This is a genomic window from Gordonia sp. NPDC003425 (genome assembly GCF_053588635.1).
On sequence record NZ_JBSFQI010000029.1, the window covers coordinates 1 to 10218 of the forward strand.

Annotated in this window: 9 protein-coding genes; 2 read left to right on the plus strand and 7 right to left on the minus strand. The window is 66.0% G+C overall.

The window, feature by feature from the left end:
* Window positions 1-15 precede the first annotated feature (15 nt).
* The 7 genes from ACWDTD_RS20170 to ACWDTD_RS20200 form a co-directional block, all read right to left on the minus strand.
* Complete coding sequence (locus tag ACWDTD_RS20170) at window positions 16-363, minus strand: metal-sensitive transcriptional regulator (RefSeq protein ID WP_005195356.1); 348 nt, start codon at window positions 361-363, stop codon at window positions 16-18.
* Window positions 360-2522 (minus strand): copper-translocating P-type ATPase, encoded by a 2163-nt coding sequence (locus ACWDTD_RS20175; protein ID WP_007239617.1) that lies wholly within the window; start codon window positions 2520-2522, stop codon window positions 360-362. The genes ACWDTD_RS20170 and ACWDTD_RS20175 overlap by 4 nt, the downstream gene beginning before the upstream one ends.
* Window positions 2519-4876: a heavy metal translocating P-type ATPase gene (locus ACWDTD_RS20180; protein ID WP_355279111.1), complete on the minus strand. Its 2358-nt coding sequence runs from the start codon at window positions 4874-4876 to the stop codon at window positions 2519-2521. Before ACWDTD_RS20180 ends, ACWDTD_RS20175 begins: the two co-directional genes overlap by 4 nt.
* 61 nt (window positions 4877-4937) lie before the next feature.
* Window positions 4938-5897, minus strand: a complete 960-nt coding sequence (locus ACWDTD_RS20185) for a hypothetical protein (RefSeq protein WP_449748912.1) — start codon at window positions 5895-5897, stop codon at window positions 4938-4940.
* A 92-nt stretch (window positions 5898-5989) separates the two neighbouring features.
* Window positions 5990-6196, minus strand: coding sequence for a heavy-metal-associated domain-containing protein (locus tag ACWDTD_RS20190; protein ID WP_005195294.1), 207 nt, complete (start codon window positions 6194-6196; stop codon window positions 5990-5992).
* Window positions 6197-6299: 103 nt separating this feature from the next.
* Entirely contained in the window at window positions 6300-7568 is a 1269-nt protein-coding gene (locus tag ACWDTD_RS20195; RefSeq protein WP_433254484.1) for an MFS transporter, read from the minus strand.
* 3 nt (window positions 7569-7571) lie between these two features.
* Entirely contained in the window at window positions 7572-8708 is a 1137-nt protein-coding gene (locus ACWDTD_RS20200; RefSeq protein ID WP_005180004.1) for a PLP-dependent cysteine synthase family protein, read from the minus strand.
* A gap of 243 nt (window positions 8709-8951) precedes the next feature.
* Between ACWDTD_RS20200 and ACWDTD_RS20205 the strand changes: the two genes are divergently transcribed.
* Window positions 8952-9686, plus strand: a complete 735-nt coding sequence (locus ACWDTD_RS20205; RefSeq protein ID WP_055477338.1) for a response regulator transcription factor — start codon at window positions 8952-8954, stop codon at window positions 9684-9686.
* A complete protein-coding gene (locus tag ACWDTD_RS20210) occupies window positions 9676-10146 on the plus strand; it encodes a HAMP domain-containing protein (protein ID WP_449748913.1) in 471 nt (156 codons plus the stop codon). Before ACWDTD_RS20205 ends, ACWDTD_RS20210 begins: the two co-directional genes overlap by 11 nt.
* Window positions 10147-10218 lie beyond the last annotated feature (72 nt).

Consider the following 10218-nt stretch of genomic DNA (forward strand, 5'->3'; position numbering starts at 1 on the left):
GGCGTGGTGGGTGGCTCAGGAACGAACGAGGCGAGCGATGGCCGCCGAGGCTTCAGCGATCTTCTCCTGCGCCTCGTCCCCGCCGGCGTGGGCGGCATCGAGCACACAGTGGGTGAGATGGTCGTCGAGCAAACCCAGCGCGACCCCCTCCAGCGCCTTGGTCAGCGCCGAAATCTGGGTCAGGATGTCGATGCAGTACTGCTCCTCATCGACCATCCGATAGATACCTCGGGATTGCCCCTCGATGCGCTTGAGACGGGCCAGGTATTTGCCCTTATCGCTGATGTAACCGTGGGAAGAGTGTTCCGAGGCAGAGGATTCTTCCGGGGTGGAGGATTGTCCCGGTGCGGACGCAGCGGTCATGGACTCACCTTCTCAATGGATCTCGGCCGGTTGTGCTGCAGTCCACGCACTGTACTCGCGCCTGGCTGCAGGTCGAGTCGGCGTAACAGTTGCGCGTTGAGTGCGACCACGACCGTCGAGGCTGACATCAGAATCGCTCCGACCGACATCGGCAGGACGAACCCGATGGGCGCGAGAATTCCGGCGGCCAGCGGTACAGAGATCAGGTTGTATCCCGCTGCCCACCACAGGTTCTGCTTCATTTTTCGGTAGCTGGCGTCCGACAGCTCGATGACCGACAGCACCGAGCGGGGGTCGTCGCTGGCGAGGATGACCCCGGCCGAGGCGATCGCGACGTCGGTGCCGGCCCCGATCGCGATGCCCACATCGGCCTGGGCCAGGGCGGGGGCGTCGTTGACGCCGTCGCCCACCATCGCCACCTTGCGGCCTTCGTGCTGCAGTTCGGCCACCTTGCTGGCTTTGTCTTCCGGCCGTACACCGGCGAACACCCGATCGATACCGAGGTCGTGAGCGACGGTGTGCGCCACTGCTTCGGCGTCGCCGGTAATCATCACAACCTCGACCCCGCGGGCGTGCAGCACCTCGACGGCTTGGCGGGATTCCCCGCGCACCTCATCAGCAAGTTTGAGAGCTCCAATCAGCTCAGTGTCGCGGGTGACATGCAGGATGATTGCGCCGTCGGCGCGCCAGCGATCAGCGATGGCCAGTTCCTGATGGCCCTGTTCCTCGAGCATGCGGGGCCCGCCCACCCGCACTGTGGCGCCCTCGACGCGAGCGGTCACACCGACCGCCGGTGACGAGGTGAAGTCGGTGGCCGCCGGCACCGGCCGCGCGCGGTCTCCGGCAGCTGCGACAATCGCTCGCGCCAACGGGTGCTCACTGTCGGCTTCGGCGCTGGCGGCCAGGGCGAGCACGGTGTCCTCATCGACGCCGTCGGCGGCCGCGATCTCGATGACCGTGGGCTCACCCTTGGTCAGGGTTCCGGTCTTGTCGAACAGCACCGCATCCACAGTGCGCATGGCCTCAAGTGCCAACCGGTCTTTAACCAGCACGCCGCCGCGGGCGGCGCGTTCGGTGGCAATGGCCACCACCAGGGGGATAGCCAAGCCGAGTGCGTGCGGGCAGGCGATGACCAGCACGGTGATGGTTCGAATCACCGCCTGGTCGGGTTGGCCGATGACCGTCCACACGATGGCGGTGATGATCGCTGAGCCGAGCGCGAACCAGAACAGCAGCGCTGCAGCGGAATCGGCCAGCCGCTGGGCGCGGGAGGTGGAGTTCTGCGCGTCTGCCACCAGGCGCTGAATCCCGGCCAGCGCCGTGTCATCGCCGGTGGCGGTGATCTGGACCCGCAGCCCCGAGTCGGTGGCCACCGTGCCGGCCACCACCTGATCGCCGATGCCGCGGCGCACCGTGCGCGATTCTCCGGTGACCATGGATTCATCGAGCTCGGCCGAGCCGTCTACGACGCGACCGTCGGCCGGCACGCTGGCCCCCGGGCGCACGATCACCACATCTCCGACCTGCAGCTCACTGGGAGCAACCGTGGTGATCTGGTCGCCATCGACGCGTTCGGCCTCATCGGGCAACAGCGCGGCCAGCGAGTCCAGGGCCGAGGTCGTCTGGGCCAGCGACCGCATCTCGATCCAATGCCCCAACAGCATGATCACGATGAGCAGCGCCAGTTCCCACCAGAAGTCCAGTTCGTGATGCAACACACCGATGCTCGCACCCCAGGACGCCACGAAGGCCACCGTGATCGCCAAGGCGATCAACAGCATCATTCCCGGTGCACGCGACCGCAGTTCTGAATAGGCGCCTACCAGGAACGGCCGCCCACCCCAGCAGTACATCACCGTACCCAGCACCGGTGAGACCCACTTCAACACTTCACCATCGGGTAGGTCATAGCCGATGAGCATCGCGAACATGGGCGAAAAGGCCACGACCGGCACAGCCAGGGCCAGCATGATCCAGAACAGCCGCCGGAACTGCCCGACGTGATCACCATGCCCCCCATGCCCAGCGTGATCATGGTCTGCGCGGGCGCGCTCAGCATGGTGATCGTGGTGGTTGTGTGACGCTGCGGCGAGTTGGCCGTGGTGGCGTTCATCGGCGGCGTCGTGACCGACGTGCTCAGGGGAAGAGTGCTCGTTCATGCCGCTACCTTATACCCCTGTGGGGTATACGTCGAGGGGTTGGTGGGTGGAACTGTGGACGATGAGTGGGGCGGGCTGGTGAAGGCGCGCAACCGCAGGCTGTTGCTGACGACGAACACGCTGGACAACGCCATGGCGGCCCCAGCCAGCATGGGGTTGAGCAGTCCCAGCGCGGCCAGCGGTATCGCGGCGACGTTGTAGGCGAATGCCCAGAACAGGTTCATTTTGATCGTTTTCAGAGTGGTGCGTGCCAAGGCGATCGCGTCGGCGGCAGCGTTGAGGTCGCCGCGGACCAGGGTGATGTCAGCGGCATGCATGGCGGCGTCGGTGCCGGTGCCCATCGCCAGCCCGAGATCGGCGTGGGCCAGGGCAGCGGCGTCGTTGACGCCGTCGCCGATCATGGCCACAACCTTGCCGTCGGATTGCAGGTCGGTGATGACGGCGGCTTTGTCGGCCGGCAAGACGTTAGCGATGACGGTATCGATACCGACCTCAGCGGCCACGGCATCGGCGACGGTCTGGTTGTCGCCGGTCAACAGGATGGGCGTCATACCCAGTGCGGCGAGCCGGGCGATGGCGTGTGCGCTGGTGGGTTTGATCGCATCGGCGACCGCCAGGACCGCATGGGCGCGGCCGTCCCAGGCGACGAGTACGGCGGTCTGTCCGGCTTCTTCGGCGGCGGTCTGCGCCTCGTTGAGGTGAGGGTCATCCACGGCGATGCCGTGTTCGGCCAGCAGCGTCGGACGCCCGACGGTGACCACACGTCCCTGGACCAGACCGCGCACGCCTCGACCTTCGAAGTTGCGGAAGTCGTCGACCTCGTCGAGCGGCCCGACTTCGGCGGCTGCACCAGCAGCGATGGCGGCCGCGACGGGGTGCTCGGAGGCATTCTCCACCGCCCCCGCGAGGGCGAGCACGTCTTCGCGAGTGGTGGAGGGAGCAGTGGTGACCTGGACGAGTGTCATCTGTCCCGTGGTGACCGTGCCGGTTTTGTCGAGGACAACGGTGTCGACGGTTCGGGTGGATTCCAGGACTTCGGGGCCTTTGATCACGATGCCGAGTTGGGCTCCGCGGCCGGTACCGACCAGAAGTGCGGTCGGGGTGGCCAGTCCCAGAGCGCAGGGGCAGGCGATGATCAGCACAGCGACCGCGGCGGTGAACGCCGCTTGCAGGGGATAGCCGGCGCCGATCCACGCGCCGAGGACAGCGATGGCGACGGCGATGACCACCGGCACGAAGACACTTGAGATCCGGTCGGCCAGTCGCTGGGCGTGGGCTTTGCCGGTCTGGGCGCGTTCGACCATCGCGGCCATTTGCGCGAGTTGGGTGTCCGCTCCCACGCGGGTCGCCCGCACCCGCAGGTGCCCGCCGGCGTTGACCGTTCCGCCGGTCACGGTGTCGGCGGGGGCGACCTGGACTGGCATCGACTCGCCGGTGACCATGCTGGCATCGACTGCCGAGGTGCCGGACACCACCACACCGTCGCTGGCGATCTTCTCGCCGGGGCGCACATTGAACTCGTCGTCAATGGCGAGCTCGCCGATCGGGATCCGATACTGGTGGCCGTCCCTGATCACTGTGACGTCTTTGGCGCCCAGCTCCAACAAGGCCCGCAACGCCGCACCGGCGCGCCGTTTGGACCGCTTCTCGAAGTATCGGCCGGCCAGGACGAACATCGTGACCCCCGCGGCTACCTCAAGGTAGATGTTGCCTGCACCGTCAGAAGCGCTGACCGTCAGGGTGAATCCGTGGGTCATGCCTGGTTGTCCGGCGGTGCCGAAGAACAACGCATACAACGACCACAACAGCGCCGCGGTGGTGCCGACCGAGATGAGGGTGTCCATGGTGGCCGCACCGTGGCGCAGGTTGAGCAACGCGGCGCGATGAAACGGCCATGCCGCCCACACGATCACTGGCGCGGCCAACGTCAACGACGCCCACTGCCAGTAGGTGAACTGCAATGCCGGGACCATTGCCAGCGCGATCACCGGTACCGAGAGAACCACCGCACCGATCAGTCGGTGACGCAAGGCCACGAGCTCCCCGTCGTCGTCCGAAGGGTCATCGTCGGGGGCGGCACCTTTGGTGGGAGTGGCGGGCAGCGCAGCGTGGTATCCGGCCTGTTCGATGGTCTCGATCAGCAGGTGTGGGTCGACACCGGCGGGTGCGCTGACGTGAGCTTTTTCGGTGGCGTAGTTCACCGAGGCGCTCACTCCGTCGAGTTTGTTCAGTGTGCGTTCGATGCGTGCCGCGCACGAGGCACACGTCATGCCCGACACGGCGAGTTCGATATCGACGGCGCCTGTCTGCTCGGCGGTGGCCGCAGGTGGGTGGATCGGAGCTGAGGTGGTCATGGGGGGTTCCTCGTTGGGTGAATGCCTCGGCGCAGTGCCCCGGGTGGCGCTGGTCAGCGAGTTAGTGTCCGGCGTGCGGATCGGCCGAGGGGGCCGTGGAGTCAGGTGTCGGGGCCGGGGCGCCGGTGGGGGCGTCGAGAACGAAGGTGGCGGTATGCACAGCGCCCTGGACCTGGAAGTCGAGGTAGAGCAGATAGCGGCCCGGGGTGGGGGCGGTGGTGGCGAAGCGGACCTGTGGTCCCGCGAGTTGACCGGCAGTCGGTGCCGCGCCCTCAGGGTGAACATGCAGGTAGGCCAGGTCACCCTGACGCAGGGCCACCAAGTGACCGAAAGCGCCCAGATACGGCTGCAGGGTGGTGACCGGTTGTCCTGCTCGGCGCACGGTGACGGTCAGTTCGGACTCGACGCCCGCGCGCAGATGACCGGCCAGCCCGATGTCGAACCCGTCGACGGATGACTGTCGTGATTCGGCGGTGGGTGGGGCCGGCTGGTAGTCACCGCTGACTTCGACGGTGCTGGTGAGGGTGAGGGGTTGGCCGGTGGCGGCGGGCACGAAGTCGGCGTAGATCCGGTAGCTGCCTCCCGTCGCCCACTGCCAGGGCAGCGTCCAGCGCCCTTCGGGCGAGAGAGTGGGGTGCACGTGTCGGAAGTGGGTGCCATCCGCGCGGACGACGATCAGGTGCAGCTGCTTGTCGTGCTCGGTGGCGAAGTCGGTGACCGCGGCCCCGGCGGCGTCGAGGATCTCAAAGCTCAGCGGTGCCTGCACCCCGGACGCATGGGGTGCCACCACATTCCCCAGGATGAAGCCGGCTGCTGCCATCGAAACTCCGCGAACCTGATCGGCCCCCGGAGACGAGGCGGATGTTCGCGACTGTGGTGCAGCATTGTGATCGGCATGGGCGGACTCAGCCGGGGAGGTCGACGCCCTGTCGGGAGCGACACCAGCGGCGATGGCGTACGCCGCAGCGAAAACTATCAGCAGGGCCGCGGCGAAGACGCCGAGCTTGGTTGGAACATTCATCGCTGGATTCCTGTCATCGGTGGTGGCGACACCCACGCCGCCCGGGAGAGGCTGAAGTCCCCAGTGGGGCAGACACTTCAGCCCTTCGTCGGCTACTGCGCCAGGTGGTAGCCGGCCTCTTCGATCGCGCCGCGGATCGCGTCGGCCTCGATCGGGGCCGAGCTAGAGATGGTGACTCGCCCGCTGGCCACGTCGACGTCGACGTCAGTTACGCCGGCCAGTGCGCCGACTTCTTCACGCACCGACGCCGCGCAGTGCCCACACGTCATTCCGGAGACGATCACTGTCGATGTGCTCATGAGATGTGCCCTTTCGGTACAGCAGTGGTGCCAACGACCCTCAGGGGGTCTGTCGCTGTGGCGTCTCGCCACACCACCGTTATACCTTACCCCCCTAGGGTAATCAATGGGTTGTGGTCGACTGAGCTTCGGTGGGGGCGGCGACACTGAGCCATCCGCGGCGGTGCAACAGCAACAGGGCAGACGCCGCCGCCATGCCGGTGAGGACTAGAGCGATCCACACCAGTTCGGGCATGTCGCGGGTGGTGGCCGCGCTGAACAGCCACCCGGTCGCGGCGTTGCCGAGCAGAATCCCGATCCCGACGATGGTGTTGTAGAGCCCGTAGTGGGTGGCGACAAGCGTGCCGCGGGCCAGTCCCACCACCGTGTCCATTTCGAATGGGAACACTGCTGCGGTGGCGGCGGCGAGCAGAGCTGCGGTGAGTAGCAGGGCGGCGATGTTGAGGGCGATGTTGCGCTGATGCGTTGCGGTGCTGGCGACTAGGGGCAGGAAAGCTGCAGCCATCAGCGTCATTCCCACGCTCAGGCTGCCGGTGCTGCCCCAGCGGTTGCCGAACCATGTGGTGATGCGTAGCTGGCCGGCGATGGCCACCAGACCGGTCACCACGAACATTGCGGTGACAACACTGGTGGCGAGGGTGGGGTTGTCTGCTATGCGGTCGGCATGTAGGGGCAGGGCGAGGTAGACCTGGAAGGACAGCACGTAAGAGCTGGCCATCGCCGCAGCGAACAGCAGGAATCGCCGGTTACGGACGACGCTGCGCCAGTCCTGGATGATTGAGGTGCTGCTCGGCGCCGGTGTTGTTGCGGGTAGCGCTTTGATCTGCACGAGGGTCAGGACCGCGAAAACTGCTGCCGCACAGAGAGAGGTGAGCCGGAAGTCCAGGGCGGTCAGGGCTAGTCCGACCAGCGGCCCGAGCAGGATCCCGGCCTGGTAGAAGACGTTGAACACGGCGAATGCTTCGATGCGGCGCTCACCGGCGTCGGCGGCCAGGTAGGCCCGTACGGCGGGGTTGAACAGCGCCCCGGCGAATCCCGTTGCCGCCGAGGCGATCAGGATCGCCGGCAGCGAACTGACCAGGGCCAGTAGGACGAATCCGATGACCCTCATCAGGCATCCGGCGATGATGAGCGGTTTGTACCCCCAGCGGTCAGCGAGTGTTCCCCCGATCAGGAACATGCCCTGTTGGGAGAAGTTGCGTACCCCCAGGACCAGGCCCACTGCCCATGCGGCCAGGGCCAGCGGGCCGGCGAGGTAGGCGGCGAGGTAGGGCATGAGCATGTAGAAGCCGAGATTGATGGTGAACTGATTGACCATCAGCACTTGGCTGGGGCGATCGAAGCTGCGGAAACTGCGGTAGAGGCGTCGCATAGATCAGCTCGTGGGCTCGGCGTGCGGCACGCAAGTGGGGTCGATGATGGTAGGGCACCGCGTCCAGCTGCTCGCGACCTGAGTGAGCGGATCGCTGATGGTGCGGGGTTCAGTGGGCGGCGCCGGGGCGCCGATCAGGTCGTGAGCGCGGCAGTACTCATCGTTGTAAATGGTTCCGTAGTAGCGAGCGGGGCCATCGGGGAACACCGCCGCGATGCGCGTATCGGCCGAACGAGTACGCGCCAGCCAGCCCGAGACCAGGGCCACCGCGCCCACGCTCCAGCCGCCGGTGGCGTAATGCGTGGCGGCCAGGGTGCGACATGCCCAGACTGCCTCGGCCGGCGCCACCCAGTGCACCTCACTGAACTGGTCATAGGCAACGTTACGGGGGTAGATACTCGAGCCGAGTCCCCGCATAATCCGTGACTGTGCCGGCTGGCCGAAAATCGTCGAGCCAATGGTGTCTACGCCCACAACCTCCAGCTCAGGGTTGAACTGCCGCAGAGTATGAGCCACACCGGCTGAGTGCCCACCGGTGCCCACCGAGCACACCAGCACATCGATATGTCGCAGCTGCGCGATCAACTCCACACCCAACGAGCTGTAACCGGTCACGTTGTCGGGGTTGGAATACTGGTCGGGACACCACGCAGCCTCGTCGCGCTCGAGCAGGGTGCGCACGCGGTCGCGGCGGGCTTGTTGCCAACCCCCGACCGGATGGGGATCGCTGACGACATCGACCTGGGCGCCGTATGCGGCGAGCATCTGCCGCAAGATCGGTTCCAGTCCTGGATCGGTCACCAAGGTCACCGGATGCCCGAACACGATGCCCGCTAAAGCCAGGCCTAATCCCAGTGTCCCACTAGTTGATTCGATGATCCGCGCCCCCGGGGCCAGCTCTTCACGGGCGCGGGCGCGTTCCACCATGTGCAGCGCAGGCCGGTCTTTCATACCACCGGGGTTGAAGCCTTCCAGCTTGGCCCAGAAGCCGCGCCCGTGCTCGGCGAAGGGTTCCTCGATGCGCAACACCGGGGTGCCGCCCACCAGCTGACGACTCAGCCCAGCACGGGGCGACGCGGCTTCGGCGGGGAAGGTACTGGCGAATGGATCACTGGTGGTGAGGCTGTAGGAGACAGTCACACGGGCATCCTCTGCGTTGTTGAACAGGACGCCGCCGGGCAGAAATCAGATCATCAGTGTGAGGGGGAACTGTGTCGTAACGTTCCACCCGGCGACACCGCCACCTTGCCCACCGAACCTCAAGGCTGATCGGCAGCGTGGATCAAGATCTGCTCAAGAATGCCCACGAGGTTGGATGATCGTGTAGACCACCGCCACCATAGGAGCGTGCCCCAAGATCGCAACGTCGTCGACGACCTCCATATGCCGGTGGTCCGACCACCGCACGGTCTGCACGCCCTGGTGATCGAAGATGAGCCCGACATTGCCGAAGTCGTTGCTGACTACCTGCAGCGCAGCGGATTCACGGTCACCGTTGCGCCCGACGGCCAGGAGGGAGTCGCCGCCGCACGCACGGCGAGTCCGGCAGTAGTCATCCTCGACCTGGGCTTGCCGTCACTCGATGGCGTCGAGGTCTGTCGACAGTTGCGCACCTTCACCAACGCCTACATCGTGATGGTCACGGCCCGCGCGGACGAAGTCGACACAGTCGTTGGCCTGTCGGTGGGGGCCGATGACTACCTCACGAAACCATTTCGCCCTCGTGAGCTGATGGCGCGCATCGACGCCATGCTGCGCCGACCACGGCCGACCCCAACCGGCGAGTCGCACCCGCGGACGATAGGGGAGCTCACCCTCGACCCTCAGGGTCGTGAAGTCCAGGTGCAGAGCACACCCGTGGAGCTGACTCGGACTGAGTTCGACGTTCTCGAAGCGCTCACGCGGCGGCCCGGTGTTGTGTTCAGTCGAGAGCAACTGCTCACCGAAATCTGGGGACCCGACTGGGTCGGCGATGCCCACGTCGTCGAAGTCCATGTCGCCAGTCTGCGCCGCAAACTCGGTGACAGCGCCGTAGCCGGCCGATTCATCCGCACCGTTCGCGGAGTGGGCTACCGGATGGGTGACGGCCAACCTCGAGGAGCCAGCGATGAACGATGAACGTCGACGGTTACGTATCCCCGGCAGCTTCGGCTCCCGGCTCATGCTCGCTCAAGCTATCGTCATCGCCGGCGGCGGCATCAGCGTCGCGATCGTGGCACTATTCGTGGCTCCACACACCTTCCACGACCACCTCGGCCAAGCTCGCCTCGAGCCAGGGTCAGTTCAGGCCGACCATGTCGAAGCCGCGTTCACTTCCTCGATCGTCGTCTCAATGTCTGCCGCATTGATCACCTCGACGATCCTGGCCACGGCCGTCAGCTGGTTCCTGGCTCGCCGCGTACAACAGTCAGTCGCCAGTGTCGCCCGCTCAGCCGTGGCTATTGGCGCCGGCAACTTCCGCACGCGCGTACCCGATCGCCAGCTCGGCACCGAGTTCACCCAGCTCAGCCGAGCTATCAACCAACTTGCACAACGGCTGGATTCACAAGACGACAGGGGCTGGTGCACGAGTAGGTGACATCTGATCTGGCTTGCCCTGCCGGGCGGCCTGGAAGGATGCCAGCTGTGCCCAAGCCCTATCCCCAGGAGT